The following is a 13,780-nucleotide window of genomic DNA, read 5'->3' on the forward strand; positions in this document are numbered from 1 at the left end:
CGTCTCTCCCGCGCGTGCCGCGCTGGCGCGCTCACAAAATGGCGGTTGCTATAAACAGCCCCCGCCGCTATTGGCGCGGCACTACCAAAACCGTTCTGGAATGATTTTTGCACGGCCATGGAAGAACCCTCCTTCCACGCCGAGCAATGTCCGAGAACGAACAGGCCGGGGAAAAAACCGAACTCCCCACCGAAAAACGCCTGCGCGAGGCCCGCGAGCAGGGCAATATCCCGCGCTCGCGCGAGCTGGCAACCGCCGCGGTGTTCGTCGCCGCCGTGCTGGCACTGTATGCCATGGCCGGCTCGATGGGCAGCTCAGCCCGGCAGTGGATGAAGGCTGCGCTGTCGCCCGAGGTCGGGCTGCTCAATACTCCGAACGCCTTGTTCGGCCACGCCGGCTGGATGTTGCTCAAGCTGATGCTGGCCTTCAGCCCCCTGCTCCTGGTGTGCCTGGCGGCCGGCATGATTGCCCCGGCCTTGATGGGCGGGCTGCAGTTCTCCAACAAGGCGTTGATGCCCGATCTGAAGCGCATGAACCCATTGACCGGGATAAAGCGCCTGGTCGGCGCTGAAGCATTGGCCGAGCTGGTCAAATCGATGCTGCGCGTGGCCTTCGTCGGCACCGCCGCCGGCCTGTGCATCTGGCAAGGTGCCGATGGCCTGCGCGGGCTGCTGCACCTGCCATTGGAAAGCGCCATCGGCCGCGGCCTGGGTTTCACCCTCAAGCTGCTGTTGGCCACCGCTGGTGCCATGGCCCTGCTCGCCGCCATCGACGCGCCCTACCAGAAGTGGAACTGGCTGCGGAAGCTGAAGATGACCCGCGAGGAGCTGCGCCGCGAGATGAAGGAAAGCGAGGGCAGCCCCGAGGTGAAGGGCCGCATCCGGCAGATGCAGATGCAGCTGTCGCAACGCCGGATGATGGAGGCCGTACCCACGGCCGACGTGGTGCTGGTCAATCCGACCCACTACGCGGTCGCCCTCAAGTACGAGAGCGGGCGCATGGGTGCCCCCACCGTGGTCGCCCGCGGCGTCGACGAACTGGCCCTGCGCATCCGCCAGGTAGCCGACGGCAACAAGGTCGCCGTGGTCTCGTCACCGCCTTTGGCACGCGCCTTGTATCGGGAAAGCCAACTCGGCAAGGAAATCCCCGTGAGACTGTATTCGGCTGTTGCCCTGGTCCTGTCCTACGTCTACCAGCTGCGCCAATGGCGCACTGGCCCGATGCCGCAGATGGCACCCATCGAAATTGATGAATTCGGCAAGGGAGGCACCCGATGAGCGCCCAGACTTCGGGCTTCTCCGCACGCCGCGTGCTGGACATGCTGCGGCATGGACTGGGCGCGCCGTTGATCGTGCTGGCCTTGCTGGCAATGGTGGTGGTGCCGCTGGCCCCACCGGTGCTGGATGCCCTGTTCACCCTGAACATCGCGATCTCGATGCTGGTGCTGCTGGCCGTCGTGTACGTGAAGCGACCACTGGATTTCACCATCTTCCCGATCGTGCTGCTGGTCACCACCATGCTGCGGCTGGCGCTGAACGTGGCCTCCACCCGCGTCATCCTGCTCAATGGCCAGGATGGCCACGAAGCCGCCGGCAAGGTGATCGCCGCCTTCGGTGAGTTCGTCATCGGCGGCAACTACGCGGTCGGCATCGTGGTGTTCGCGATCCTGACCATCATCAACTTCGTGGTCATCACCAAGGGTGCCGGACGCGTGTCGGAAGTGACCGCGCGCTTCATCCTGGACGCCATGCCCGGCAAGCAGATGGCGATCGACGCCGACCTCAACGCCGGTTTGCTGACGCGCGAGGAAGCCAAGGTCCGCCGAGAAGAAGTCCGCGAGGAAGCCGACTTCTACGGTGCAATGGACGGCGCCAGCAAGTTCATCCGTGGCGACGCCATCGCCGGCATCCTGATTCTGTTCATCAACATGCTCGGCGGCCTCGCCGTAGGTGTGTTGCAGCACGACATGCCGTTTGGCGACGCCGCCGCCACGTACACGCTGTTGTCGATCGGTGACGGTCTGGTGGCACAGCTGCCGGCGCTGCTGGTCTCCAGCGCGGTGGCCATGCTGGTCACCCGCGCCTCGCGCTCGCAGGATATGAGCGAGGCGATGATGGGTCAGGTGTTTGGCCAATACCGCGCACTGGCCATCACCGCCGGCATCATCGGCCTGGTCGGCCTGGTACCGGGCATGCCGAACCTGGCCTTCCTCAGCCTGGCCGCGATCCTGGGCTTCATCGCCTGGAAACTGTGGAAGCGCGAGACCAGCGCTGCCGCCAAGACCTCCGCCAATGACACCTCGGCCAACGAAGGCGGCCTGAACGCCCTCGGCCAGCCGCAGCCAGCCCCCACCGCCGAACTGACCTGGGACGAACTGCGCCCGGTCGATCCATTGGGTCTGGAAGTCGGCTACCGGCTGATCCCACTGGTCGACAAGGCCCAGGGTGGTGAGCTGATGACGCGCATCAAGGGCGTGCGTCGAAAGCTCACCCAGGATCTGGGTTTCCTGATTCCGCCGGTACATATCCGCGACAACCTGGAACTGCCGGCCACCCATTACCGCCTGCTGATCCATGGGGTACCGGTCAGCACCGCCGACATCCATCCGGACCGCGAACTGGCACTGGACCCAGGCAGCGCCATGGGCACGCTGGAAGGCATTGCCGGCAAGGATCCGGCGTTCGGCCTGGACGCCACCTGGATCCAGCCGCATCAGCGCGCCCATGCCGAGTCGCTGGGGTACACGGTGGTCGATCCGGCCACCGTGGTCGCCACCCACCTGTCGCACCTGATCCGCGAGCACGCGCCGGAACTGCTCGGCCATGAAGAAGTCCAGCAGCTGCTGGCGACCCTGGCCAAGAGCGCCCCCAAGCTGGCCGAAGACCTCTCGCCCAAGGCGCTGCCGCTGTCCACCGTGGCACGCGTGCTGCAGAACCTGCTGATCGAACGCATCCCGATCCGCCAGCTGCGCAAGATCGCCGAAGCGCTGGTCGAAGCCGCACCGGTCACCCAGGACCCCGCCGCGCTTACAGCTTCGGTACGCGGTGCGCTTGGCCGTTTCATCGTCCAGGAAATCGCCGGTTCCTCGCCGGAGCTGCCGGTCTTCACCCTCAACCCGCAATTGGAACGCGTCTTGCAGGAGTCCACGCAAGGCAATGGCGCCGCACTGGAACCTGGTCTCGCCGAACGCCTCCATCAAAGCCTTGCCGATTGCGTCGGCAAGCAGGAGGCCCGCAACGAGCCGGCTGTAGTGCTGGTACCGGCCCCGGTCCGCGCCGCGCTGGCGCGCCTGGTCCGCCACAGCGTTCCTTCGCTGTCGGTCCTGGCCTACAGCGAAGTGCCGGAAGACAAACGCCTGAAGCTGGTCGGCACGATCAGCTGAGGCAGCCCGAAAACCGACACCGGCCGCAATGCCGGTGACGGAAACCAGACACCTGCTGCACCGCACCCATTCCGCAAGAAGGAGCCCGCCACGCCATGTTCGACATCGCCAACGCCACTCCTTCGCCGCAGCCTCACTCCCGGTACCAAAGCATGAAGATCAAACGTTTCGTCGCCGCTGACATGCGCACCGCCATGAACCTCGTGCGCAAGGAACACGGCCCCGATGCCGTGATCCTGTCCAACCGTCGGATCGAGGAAGGTGTGGAGATCGTGGCGGCCGCGCACTACGACGAGACCGCAGTGAAGCAGGCGCTGGAAGCCAGCCGTCCAGCCCCACCGGCCCCGGCCAAGCCGCGCAGTGCAGCGGAAGCCATCATGGCCGCGATGACCCGCCGCAAGGCACCGGAGCCGGAACCGGTCACCGCCACCACCTCGGCCGTCGCCGCACTGGCGCGCTCGGCGGTTGGCGCCACCGGCCGCTCCATCGACAACAGCATCGAGCTGGCACCGGGCAGCCGCTTCGCCGGCCTGCTCAAGTCCGCCGAAGTCGAACCGGTTGCTCCGCGCGCACCGGTCTCGCAGACCTTCTTCGCCACCCAGCCGGCCAGTGCCGACGAACTGCCGGTGGTGCCGGCTTTCCGTCCGGCCGGCAGCGCCGCTGCGGTCGCTCCGCTGGCCGTTGCACCAGCGGTCACCCAGCAGGCCAGCTTTGCCGACGCCATCGCCGCCGTCACCATCGAGCCGCCCGCACCGATGGAACGCGCGCGCTTCGTCATCGATCCGCCGATGCCCGAGCCGGAGCTGCTGCAGCCGACCATTGCCGCAGCCATCCCCGCGATTCCTGTCGCACCGGTGTTCAACCCTGTTCCGGTCGCCGTGGCACCCGTCGCAGTCGCGCCCGCAATCGAGGCAATCGCAGCCCCGGTCGCAGCGGTAGCAGCCATCACCGCCGTCGCTAGCCCGCAGCCAGCGGAAGCGCCGGTCACCCGCGCTGTTGAAACCACCGAAACTGCGGCCGTTGCGGCCAGCTCCCCGGTGAGCGCAGTGACCAGCGCCCCGGTGATCATCGCCCGCGACGACGAACAGCTCAGCCAGCTGCGTCAGGAAGTGGCCGGCATGCGCCACCTGATCGAGCGCGAGATGAACCGCTTCACCGATGAACGCCTGCGTGGCAGCGCGGTGCGCGCCAATGCGCTGGACCTGATGGACGAATACGGTTTCGACGCCGGCCTGGCCCGCGACGTCGCCACCCAGATCCCGGCCGACATCGACCCCAGCCGCGCCCGCGGGCTGATGCTGGGCCTGATCTCCAAGAAGCTGCCGATCGCCCCGGTCGACCCGATGGAAACCGGTGGCGTCATCGCCCTGGTCGGCCCCACCGGTGCCGGCAAGACCACCACCATCGCCAAGCTGGCCTCGCGCTTCGCCGAAGCCCATGCCGCGCGCGATGTGGCCCTGGTCACCACCGATACCCAGCGCATCGGCGCCCGCGAGCAGCTGTACGGCTTCGGCCGTCAGCTCGGCATCGCCGTGCACGAGGCCAATAGCGGCACCGACCTTAACCAGCTGCTGCAGAAGCTGGCCGACTACAAGCTGGTGCTGATCGACACCGCCGGCCTCGGCCAGCGCGACCGCGCCCTCACCGCCCAGTTGCAGTGGCTGCGCGCCGCCGGCCAGATCCGCACCCTACTGGTACTGCCGGCCAACACCGCCTTCCAGGACATGGACGAAGTGGTACGCCGCTTCAGCGCCGCCAACCCGCAGGGCGTGGTGCTGACCAAGCTGGACGAGACCGGCCGCTTCGGTTCGGCCCTGTCGGTGGCGGTCGATCACCGCCTGCCGATCACCTGGGTGACCGACGGCCAGGACGTTCCGGAAGACCTTTATCGGGCCTCTGCCGCAAATCTTGTACTCCGCCTTGAAGATTTGCGCCGCGCGGCCGATATGCCCTGCAACACGGAGTTGAACAATGCAGTCGCGTGAGTACGCCAAGCTGACCAACACCTTCCCGCTGTCGGCAACCCGGCACGAACCGGCCGGCCCGGTACGCACCATCGCGGTCACTGGCGGCAAGGGCGGTGTAGGTAAAACCAATGTCTCGGCCAACCTGGCCGTGGCACTGGCAGGCATGGGCAAACGTACCCTGCTGCTCGACGCCGACCTGGGCCTGGCCAACATCGACGTGGTGCTGGGCCTGCAGCCCAAGCACACCCTGGCCGACCTGGTCGCCGGGCGCGCCACGTTGGAAGAAGTCATCATCGAAGGCCCGAACGGCGTGCTGGTCGTGCCCGCCGCCTCCGGCCGTCGGCACATGGCCGAGCTGCTGCCGGCCGAGCATGTCGGCCTGGTCAACGTGTTCTCCGAGCTGGAGCGCGAGCTCGATGTGATGATCATCGACACCGCCGCCGGCATCACCGACAGCGTACTGACCTTCTGCCAGGCCGCCCAGGACACCGTGGTGGTGGTCTGCGACGAACCGGCCTCGATCACCGATGCCTACGCATTGATCAAGGTCCTCTCGCGCGAGCGCGGCGTGGACCGCATCCAGGTCGTCGCCAACATGGTCCGCGACCCGAACGAAGGCCGCGCCCTGTACGAAAAGCTGGTGCGGGTCTGCGAGAAGTTCCTGATCGATGTTTCGCTGAACTACCTGGGCTGCGTGCCGCAGGACGACTGGCTGCGCCTGTCGGTGCAACGCCAGCAGCCGGTGGTCAAGCTCTACCCTTCCGCACCGGCCTCGCTGGCCATCAACGAAATCGCCCGTCGCACCGCGCGCTGGCAAGCCCCAACCGCCCCGCGCGGCGGCGTTGAATTCTTCCTGGAACGCATCATCCAGCAGAAGGTGAAGGCATGAACAATGCAGCCGCCCAATACCGTGAAGTCCAGCGCAACGCGGCCAATGACTGCATTGCCCGCCACGCCGACCTGGTACGTCGCATCGCCCACCACCTGGCCGCGCGCCTGCCCGCCAGCGTCGAGGTCGATGATCTGATCCAGGCCGGGATGATGGGGCTGATCGAGGCCTCGCGCAGCTATGACGCTGAGCAGGGTGCCTCGTTCGAAACCTATGCCTCGATCCGCATCCGCGGCTCGATGATCGACGAAATCCGCCGCGGCGACTGGGTACCGCGCTCGGTGCACCGGCGCGCCCGCGACGCCGCCGCCACCATTCGCCGCCTTGAGCAGAGCACTGGCCGTTCGGCCAGCGCCAGCGAAGTAGCCGAGGCGATGGAGCTGCCGCTACCCGAGTACATGCGTCTGGTCGAAGACGCCTCGCGCGGCCAGGTGCTGAGCCTGGAATCGCACATCGAAGACCAGGGCGAGCTGGACACCCCGACCACCGGCGGCCCCAACCCGCAGCAGGTGCTGGAGCGCAGCCAGTTCGGCGCCGAGCTGGGCAAGGCCATCGGCCAATTGCCCGAGCGCGAGCAGCTGGTGCTGTCGCTGTACTACGAGCAGGAATTGAACCTGAAAGAAATCGGCGCGGTATTGGGCGTAAGCGAATCCCGCGTCTGTCAGATCCACGGCCAGGCCACGCTGCGTCTGCGTGGCCGACTGAAGATTTTCGAGGCGGCCGACGCCGGGCTCGAAGAACCATGAAGAGGAAAGTCTTTTGAACAAGAACATGCGCATCCTGATCGTTGACGACTTCTCGACGATGCGCCGCATCGTCAAGAACCTGCTCGGCGATCTGGGCTTCACCAATACCGCCGAAGCCGAGGACGGGCATGCCGCGCTGTCGATGCTGCAGACGCAGTCGTTCGACTTCGTCGTCACCGACTGGAATATGCCAGTGATGACCGGCATCGAATTGCTCAAGGCGATCCGCAACGATGCCAAGCTCAAGACCTTGCCGGTACTGATGGTCACCGCCGAAGCCAAGCGCGAGCAGATCATCGAGGCCGCACAGAGCGGCGTGAACGGCTACATCATCAAGCCGTTCACCGCGCAGACGCTGGAAGAGAAGCTCGGCAAGATCTTCGAACGCCTGGCAGCGAGCGCCTGATGAACCAGCTCGGCGAAGCATTGAGCGACAAATCAGCCCTGGTGCAGCGCCTGCAGGACGCACTGGCAGCATTGGAAAGTGGCGATGAGGCTGGCTGGCGTCGGGAAATCGACGCACTGGCCGCCCTACGCACGCAGCCGATGATGTCCGGACTGGGCCGGCTCGCACGCGAACTGGGCCAGGCCCTGGGCGAACTGCCCAGCGTGCCCAGCGAAGCCGGCGAGCTGGATGATGCCTGCGCGCGCCTGGACCACGTGGTGCAGATGACCGAGCAGGCCACCCATCGCACGCTGGACCTGGCCGAGGAATGCCGCGCACTGACCGAACGCCTGCGCGCGGATGGACTCAATGCCGATCAGGGTGAAATCCTCGAACGCATCCGCCACAACCTCACCGAAGTAGCGCTGACCCAGAGCTACCAGGACCTGACCGGGCAGATCATCCGCCGCGTGGTCGGCATCGTCCGTCGCGTGCATGAAGGCTTTGGCGCGCTCGGCCTGCCGCCGCCGGAAGAAGATGCACGCAACCAGGGCTTGGCTGGCCCGGCCGTCAATGGCCTGGACCGCCACGCCGTGTCCCAGGTGGACGCCGACGACCTGCTCTCGGACCTGGGGCTGTAAGCCATGAGTGCTTTTGCCGACGACATCGCCGCCGACTTCATTCTCGAAGCGCAGGAGATCCTCGATCGCCTCGGCGAGCAGCTGGTGACGCTGGAACAGGCACCGCACGACAGTGACCAGCTCAACGCCGTATTCCGTGGCTTCCACACGCTGAAAGGTGGCGCCGGTTTTCTGGCGATCCATCCGATGGTGGAGCTGTGCCACGCTGCCGAAGAAACCCTGGGCATGGCGCGGGCTGGCAAAGCCGAACTGCTGGCGCACCATTTCGATGCCGCCCAGCAATCGCTGGACTGGCTGCAAGCCATGCTCGACGCCGTGTCTTCGGGCACCGAACCGGAGCACGCACCTGCTGCGCTGATCGCGCAGTTCGATGTTGGCGCCGCACCGGTCGTCGCAGCCGCGCAACCAGTCGCTGCACCTGCGGGTGACAGCGACCTGATCAGCGAAGACGAATTCGAAGCCCTGCTGAACCAGCTGCATGGAAACGGTACGCCCGGCGCCCAGCCCATTGCAGCCGCAAAGGCCAGCGATGAGCTGATCGACGAAGACGAATTCGAAGCCCTGCTGGACAAGCTGCATGGCGGTGCCGCTCCCGGCGCTGTCGCCGTGCAGGCCATTCCTGCGACCGCCCCCAAGCCCAAGCCAACAGCCGCGCCCGCTGTCGCACCCCGCCCCACTGCGGGCGCGGCCAAACCCGCCGCAGCAAAAGCCGCCGAGCCCGAGCACACCGTGCGCGTGGACACCAAGCGCCTGGATGCCATCGTCAATCTGATCGGCGAACTGGTGCTGGCCCGCAACCGGCTCAAGACCTTGCGCATGCGCCTGAAGGACGAAGAGTTGGACCGCGCGGTATCGACGTTGGATATCGCCACCGCACGCCTGCAATCAGCGGTGATGCGCACCCGCATGCAACCGGTCGGCAAGGTGTTCTCGCGCTTCCCGAAAGTCGCCCGCGACGTTGCCCGCTCGCTGCAGAAGGAAGTTGATCTGGAGTTGATCGGCGCCGATACCGAACTGGACCGCAACCTGGTCGAAGCACTGGCCGATCCGCTCGTACATCTGGTCCGTAACGCCATCGATCATGGTGTCGAATCGCCTGAGCTCCGCGAGGCCCAAGGCAAGCCGCGGATGGGCCGGGTGCGCCTGTCCGCCCAGCAGGAAGGCGATTACGTCAGCATCGAAGTCCAGGACGACGGCGCCGGCATTGACCCGGAACGCCTGCGTGCCAAGGCCCGCGACAAGGGCTTGCTCGACCCGGAAGCCGCCGCCCGCCTGACCAGCGAAGAGTGCCTGCACCTGGTATTCCTGCCCGGCTTCTCGACCAAGCAGGAAGTAACCGATATCTCCGGCCGTGGCGTTGGCATGGACGTGGTGCAGTCGCGGATCCGTGAGCTCAGCGGCCAGATCCAGATCCAATCCGAACTGGGCCGTGGCAGCCGCTTCTTGATCCGCGTCCCGCTGACCCTGGCGATCCTGCCGACCCTGCTGGTGCAGGCCGGCGAAGACGTCTACGCCCTGCCCTTGGCACGGGTAATGGAAGTGCTGCACGCCCCGGCGACCTCACTGGGTTGGTTTGACGGTCGCGCGGTGTTGGATCGCAAGAGCCACACACTGGCGCTGCTGGATCTGCGCCAATGGCTGGGAGTTACCCCGGCGCCATCGACGTTGTTGACCATCGTCGTACTGCAGATGGGCGAAGCCCGTTTCGGCTTGGTGGTGGACCAGGTACGTGGCCGCGAGGAAGTGGTGATCAAACCGCTTCCGCGTGCGCTGCGCGGCCTGAACGGCTATGCCGGCGCCACCTTGATTGGTGACGGCCGCATGGCGCTGATTCTGGATGTGGATGGGCTGCGTGGGGTGCAGGGGTAAGCAATGACCCAGCCCCTCCAGCGAAGCCTTCGATCAAGCATCCCAACAGCCCCCGCGATGCCATCTGTCCCCTCTCCCGCATGCGGGAGAGGGCAGCCCCGCGAAGACGGGGCGGGTGAGGGCAACTTTTAACCCGTGGAGCAAAACGCTGTCCCCTCTCCCGCCTGCGGGAGAGGGTGCCCTGCGAAGTCAGGGCGGGTGAGGGAGCTTTTAGCTTTTAGCCCTTAAAGCAAAAGCGCCCTCACCCCAACCCCTCTCCCGCGCGCGCGCGGGAGAGGGGCTTAAGCAAAGCCCTGATTCAAGACCGCTACAACGAGGCCGATATACGCACCATGGACCGACTCAGCATCATTGGACTCTTCCTCGCCCTCGCCTCCCTGGTGGGTGGCAGCATCCTCAAAGGCGCTGGCCTGTCCTCGCTGTGGTCACCTGCTGCCTTCGTGATCGTCATTGTCGGCACCTTGGCTGCCATCCTGCTGCACACCTCGCCGGCCGTATTCAAACATGCCTTCAAGATCGTGCGCTGGGTGATCCGCCCGCCGGCCAGCGACCGCCGCGCGCTGGTCCAGCAGATCGTCGACTGGAGCAATATCGCCCGCCGTCAGGGCCTGCTGGGCCTGGAGCCGCAGGTCGAGCTGCAGGACGATCCGTTCATCCGCAAAGGCCTGCAGCTGGTGGTCGACGGCGTCGAGCCGGACACCATCCGCCACATGATGGAAATTGAACTCGGCAGCCAGGAGCAACAGGACCTGGCCGCCACCAAGGTGTTCGAGGGCATGGGCATCTACGCTCCCACCTTGGGCATCATCGGCGCCGTGCTCGGCCTGATCGCGGTGATGAAGAACCTCGCCGACCCGAGCAAGCTCGGCCACGGCATCGCCGCTGCCTTCACTGCCACCATCTACGGCATCGCCTCGGCCAACCTGCTGTTCCTGCCGGTGTCGGCCAAGCTCAAGGGCGTGATCGCCAGCAGCTGCCGCGAGCGCGAAATGATCATCGAAGGCCTGATCGCCATTGCCCAGGGCGAGAACCCGCGCAATATCGAGAACAGCCTGGCCGGCTTCGTGAACTGACCGATGGCCCGTCGCAAGCACCACGAAGAGCACGCCAACCACGAAGCATGGGCCATTCCCTATGCCGACCTGATGACGCTGCTGCTCGCGTTCTTCGTGGTGATGTACGCCATCTCGTCCTTGAACGAAGGCAAGTACCGGGTCATGGCCGATGCCTTGACCACCGCCTTTGGCGGCGCCCCACGCACCATCAGCCAGGTCCAGGTTGGCAACAAGCAGTTGCAGGGCGGCGGCTATGACTCACCCTCGGTGATCAGTGCGCCAAGCATGACCGGCGGCGCGCTCGCGGACCCCACCCAGCTGCCGTCGATGGCATCGCATATGCGCATGCCGGTCTCGGCACACAACCAGGAACAGCTGCAGCGCGCCGAACGCCAGCTCAACCAGATCGCGGACCGCCTCAGCCAGTCGCTGGCGCCACTGGTCAAACAAGGCGTCATTACCGTGCGCCGCACCGAGCTGTGGATCGAGGTCGAGATCAACAGCGACATTCTGTTCACTACTGGTTCGGCGGCGCTGGACGCCAGCGCTCGCACCACGCTCGGCACCCTGGCCGATGTATTGCTCGATGCACCCAACGGCGTGCGTGTCGAAGGCCACACCGACAACCTGCCGATCGCCACCGCACAGTTCCCGTCCAACTGGGAGCTGTCAGCGGCACGTGCCGCCAGCGTCGTTCACCTGTTCGCGGATCACGGCGTGCAGCCACAGCGTCTGGCGATGGTGGGTTACGGCCAGTTCCGCCCACGCGAAAGCAACGATGCGCCCGAAGGGCGCAACCGCAACCGACGGGTGATGGTGATCATCCTCGCCGATTCGGCAGCGGCAGCTGATCTGCCTGCTTCCAGCAACACCACAGCCAGCACCAGCGACGACGGTGGCAACGGCGGCACAACTGCCGCATCCGCCGTTCGCAGCGCGGTACCGGCGGTCATCGAAGGAGTCCAATGATGCGTATCTGGGCCATTGCCAACCAAAAAGGCGGCGTCGGCAAAACCACCACCACCCTGTCACTCGGGCGCGGCCTTGCCGCACGTGGACACAAGGTGCTGTTGATTGACCTGGACCCCCATTCCTCGTTGACCCGCGCGTTCGGCGTACCGGTTGAGCCGGTGCCGCAGGGCGTGCAGGAACTGTTCGCCACGCCACCGCACGAGATCGCTTCGCTTGCCCGCCACAGCGACATTCCTGGCTTGGACTATCTCTGCGCGCAGGCCTCGCTGGCCACGCTGGAACGGCGCAGCGCCAACCAGCCCGGTCTGGGCCTGGCCCTGCAGCAGGCGCTTGCCCGTCACGGCGAGCAGCACGATTACATCCTGCTCGACTGCGCACCGACGCTGGGCTTGTTGATGATCAACGCCCTGGCCGCCGCTGATCGCCTGATCATCCCGACCCAGGCCGAGCCACTGGCCCTGCATGGTCTGGACGGCATGGTCCGTACTGGCGAAATGGTCGAGCGCTCGCGCAAACGTGCCCTTCCGATTTCGGTGCTACCCACCTTGTTCGACCGTCGTACCCGTGCCGGCAATGAAACCCTGAAGCTGATGCAGGAACGTCACGGCGAGCGCGTCTGGGAAGATGCGATTCCGGTCGACACCCGCATCTGCAATCCTGCTGCCCTGACCGTGCCGGTCCTTGGCGACGATTATCCGGGCCGCGGCATGGCCGCTTACCGCCATGCACTCGAGTGGTTGCTGGCCAGCGAGGCCACGCAGCTGGAGCAGGCCGCATGAGCAACGATGTGCTGGATGACTATCTGGGCGAGCTGCTGCTCGAGGCGGCGCCGGCACCCGTCGTAGCTACGCCGGCCGTCGTCGCCAAACCCGCCGCCTTCGAGGCGCCCGGCGATAGCGCCGAGCTCGAAGCGGTGTTTGAAGCCGCGCTCGCGCAGGCGCAATCCAAAGCCGCCGAAGCACCTGCACCTGCACCTGCCGCAATTGCACCCGGTGACACTGCAGCACTGCAGGCTGCCTTCGACGACGCGATGGCGGCGACCAGTGCTGCCAATGCCGGTCGCCCGCCGACCTGGGACGACCTGCCGGACGAGGTGATCTACGAAACCGGTCCTGCTGAAAGCCGCAAGCTCGCCCACAGCGACAGCGCCAACCTGCAGGCGGCATTTGAAACCGCCGCGGGTTTGCCGATCAGCCCGACTGCAGCGCCACGCAGCACGCCGAACGTACGCGCTTTGCCCGATCCATCGGCAGACGCGCGCCCAAGCACCTGGCAGGAACTGCAGGCGCAGGCACAGCGCCCGGCGAGCAGCCCGCAGCAACGCCGCGCCGCGGAGCGCAGCTCACGTTGGCTGCGCCTGCGCTGCGGCCAACAGACCTATGCGCTGGAGCTGTTGAAGGTGCAGGAAGTCGTCCTGCCGGTACCACTGTTGGCACTGCGCGGCACGGGCCCGGCCATGCTCGGCATCATGAACCTGCGCGGTCAGGTGGTGCCGGTGATGGACCTGTGCCGCCATCTTGACGTGCAAAGCGCGCCTGAGGACTCACAGACCCGCATCGTCGTGCTGGAAGAGAACGGCGAGACCTTGGGCCTGCGCGTGTCGGCGGTGGAAGACGTCGCCAACCTCAACGACTCGCAGATCGAGCCGCCGGACACCGCGCGCATCTGCCAGATCTCCAATGAACTGTTCCGCGGCATCGCCCGCATCGGCCAGCAGCCGATGATCCTGCTCGACGCAGGCCGCCTGCTGCGCTGATTGCCCCTTCGCCTCCTCCCTTTCGCGCAGCGAAGGTGGGAGGCAAAGGTAGTGCCGAGCCATGCTCGGCAGAGGCTTTCCCGGTAAGGCTCCAGCCGAGCATGGCTCAGCACTACCC

At 66.0% G+C, this 13,780-nt stretch carries 12 protein-coding genes; all 12 read left to right on the forward strand.

The annotated features are described in order from the left end of the window. Positions 1-146 precede the first annotated feature (146 nt). The 12 genes from flhB to ACVOLS_RS20315 all read left to right on the forward strand — a co-directional run bounded on the left by flhB (position 147) and on the right by ACVOLS_RS20315 (position 13,662). Complete coding sequence (gene flhB / locus ACVOLS_RS20260) at positions 147-1,277, forward strand: flagellar biosynthesis protein FlhB (protein WP_481547117.1); 1,131 nt, start codon at positions 147-149, stop codon at positions 1,275-1,277. Continuing rightward, a complete protein-coding gene (gene flhA, locus ACVOLS_RS20265; protein WP_481547118.1) occupies positions 1,274-3,382 on the forward strand; it encodes a flagellar biosynthesis protein FlhA in 2,109 nt (702 codons plus the stop codon). The genes flhB and flhA overlap by 4 nt, the downstream gene beginning before the upstream one ends. Positions 3,383-3,534: 152 nt before the next feature. After that, a complete protein-coding gene (gene flhF, locus ACVOLS_RS20270) occupies positions 3,535-5,367 on the forward strand; it encodes a flagellar biosynthesis GTPase FlhF (protein WP_481547119.1) in 1,833 nt (610 codons plus the stop codon). Then, positions 5,354-6,238: a MinD/ParA family ATP-binding protein gene (locus ACVOLS_RS20275; RefSeq protein WP_481547120.1), complete on the forward strand. Its 885-nt coding sequence runs from the start codon at positions 5,354-5,356 to the stop codon at positions 6,236-6,238. The genes flhF and ACVOLS_RS20275 overlap by 14 nt, the downstream gene beginning before the upstream one ends. Then, complete coding sequence (locus tag ACVOLS_RS20280) at positions 6,235-6,984, forward strand: RNA polymerase sigma factor FliA (protein WP_481547121.1); 750 nt, start codon at positions 6,235-6,237, stop codon at positions 6,982-6,984. Before ACVOLS_RS20275 ends, ACVOLS_RS20280 begins: the two co-directional genes overlap by 4 nt. Positions 6,985-6,997: 13 nt before the next feature. Beyond that, on the forward strand, positions 6,998-7,390 hold the full coding sequence (gene cheY, locus ACVOLS_RS20285) for a chemotaxis response regulator CheY (RefSeq protein ID WP_282271267.1): 393 nt from the start codon (positions 6,998-7,000) through the stop codon (positions 7,388-7,390). After that, positions 7,390-8,010, forward strand: a complete 621-nt coding sequence (locus ACVOLS_RS20290) for a protein phosphatase CheZ (RefSeq protein ID WP_481547122.1) — start codon at positions 7,390-7,392, stop codon at positions 8,008-8,010. The genes cheY and ACVOLS_RS20290 overlap by 1 nt, the downstream gene beginning before the upstream one ends. Before the next feature lie 3 nt (positions 8,011-8,013). Further along, positions 8,014-9,879, forward strand: coding sequence for a chemotaxis protein CheA (locus tag ACVOLS_RS20295; RefSeq protein ID WP_481547123.1), 1,866 nt, complete (start codon positions 8,014-8,016; stop codon positions 9,877-9,879). 332 nt (positions 9,880-10,211) lie between these two features. After that, positions 10,212-10,952, forward strand: coding sequence for a flagellar motor protein (locus ACVOLS_RS20300; protein ID WP_481530819.1), 741 nt, complete (start codon positions 10,212-10,214; stop codon positions 10,950-10,952). A 3-nt stretch (positions 10,953-10,955) separates the two neighbouring features. After that, positions 10,956-11,903, forward strand: a complete 948-nt coding sequence (gene motD / locus ACVOLS_RS20305) for a flagellar motor protein MotD (RefSeq protein ID WP_481547124.1) — start codon at positions 10,956-10,958, stop codon at positions 11,901-11,903. Beyond that, a complete protein-coding gene (locus ACVOLS_RS20310) occupies positions 11,903-12,685 on the forward strand; it encodes a ParA family protein (RefSeq protein WP_481547125.1) in 783 nt (260 codons plus the stop codon). Before motD ends, ACVOLS_RS20310 begins: the two co-directional genes overlap by 1 nt. Next, the gene (locus tag ACVOLS_RS20315; protein WP_481547126.1) at positions 12,682-13,662 is read left to right on the forward strand and encodes a chemotaxis protein CheW; all 981 of its coding nucleotides are present in this window, start codon (positions 12,682-12,684) and stop codon (positions 13,660-13,662) included. The genes ACVOLS_RS20310 and ACVOLS_RS20315 overlap by 4 nt, the downstream gene beginning before the upstream one ends. Positions 13,663-13,780 lie beyond the last annotated feature (118 nt).

The sequence above is a fragment of the Stenotrophomonas sp. STEN038 genome (assembly GCF_056759895.1).

Bases quoted from the DNA above. Each gene is read 5' to 3' on its own strand.
- ACVOLS_RS20290 (WP_481547122.1), top strand. From the start codon at position 7,390: ATGAACCAGCTCGGCGAAGCATTGAGCGACAAATCAGCCCTGGTGCAG.
- ACVOLS_RS20295 (WP_481547123.1), top strand. From the start codon at position 8,014: ATGAGTGCTTTTGCCGACGACATCGCCGCCGACTTCATTCTCGAAGCG.
- ACVOLS_RS20310 (WP_481547125.1), top strand. From the start codon at position 11,903: ATGCGTATCTGGGCCATTGCCAACCAAAAAGGCGGCGTCGGCAAAACC.
- ACVOLS_RS20315 (WP_481547126.1), top strand. From the start codon at position 12,682: ATGAGCAACGATGTGCTGGATGACTATCTGGGCGAGCTGCTGCTCGAG.
- ACVOLS_RS20280 (WP_481547121.1), top strand. From the start codon at position 6,235: ATGAACAATGCAGCCGCCCAATACCGTGAAGTCCAGCGCAACGCGGCC.
- flhB (WP_481547117.1), top strand. From the start codon at position 147: ATGTCCGAGAACGAACAGGCCGGGGAAAAAACCGAACTCCCCACCGAA.
- flhA (WP_481547118.1), top strand. From the start codon at position 1,274: ATGAGCGCCCAGACTTCGGGCTTCTCCGCACGCCGCGTGCTGGACATG.
- flhF (WP_481547119.1), top strand. From the start codon at position 3,535: ATGAAGATCAAACGTTTCGTCGCCGCTGACATGCGCACCGCCATGAAC.
- ACVOLS_RS20300 (WP_481530819.1), top strand. From the start codon at position 10,212: ATGGACCGACTCAGCATCATTGGACTCTTCCTCGCCCTCGCCTCCCTG.
- motD (WP_481547124.1), top strand. From the start codon at position 10,956: ATGGCCCGTCGCAAGCACCACGAAGAGCACGCCAACCACGAAGCATGG.
- ACVOLS_RS20275 (WP_481547120.1), top strand. From the start codon at position 5,354: ATGCAGTCGCGTGAGTACGCCAAGCTGACCAACACCTTCCCGCTGTCG.